Origin of the sequence: Corynebacterium sp. AOP12-C2-36 (assembly GCF_052379185.1) — a bacterium.
Classification (GTDB): Bacteria; Actinomycetota; Actinomycetes; order Mycobacteriales; family Mycobacteriaceae; genus Corynebacterium.
Genome location: NZ_JBQSYJ010000081.1, coordinates 1 through 536 on the forward strand (window position 1 = coordinate 1; position 536 = coordinate 536).

Here is a 536-nt window from a genome sequence, read left to right on the forward strand (position 1 = left end):
GTGTCCCGTTGAAAGTGTGGGCGGGTCCTAGATCTCGACGCCGCGCTCACGCAGCCACGGCACGGGGTCCACGGCGTTGCCCTCGGTGGGGTAGACCTCGAAGTGCACGTGCGGGCCGGTGGAGAAGCCCTCGTTGCCGACGCCGGCGATCTTCTGGCCGGCCTGGACCTGCTGGCCCACGGTGACGTCGATGGTGGACATGTGGCCGTAGACGGTGATGGTGCCGTCCTCGTGCTTCACGCGGACCCAGTTGCCGAAGCCGGAGGCCGGGCCGGCGTCGATCACGGTGCCGGCCATGGCGGCGACGATCGGGGTGCCGATGGCGTTGGCGATGTCGATGCCCTTGTGCATGGTGCCCCAGCGCATGGCGAAGGGGGAGGTGTAGCTGCCCTCGGCGGGCTTGACGACCTCGGGTGCACGGGAGAGGAGATCCTCGGCGGCGCGCTCGGCGTCGAACTCCAGGGCGCTGGAGAGCTGGGCCGAGAGGTTCTCGATCTGCGTGTTCTGCGGCAGTGCGAGGATCTGGGCGGCGGCGG

The 536-nt window shown here is 69.8% G+C and carries 1 protein-coding gene; it reads right to left on the reverse strand.

Annotated features, from left to right (window positions below; translation table 11 throughout):
* Positions 1-27: 27 nt before the first annotated feature.
* Positions 28-536: M23 family metallopeptidase (locus tag ACT3UN_RS16560; RefSeq protein ID WP_444657674.1), on the reverse strand; the 509-nt coding region annotated here is incomplete at its 5' end.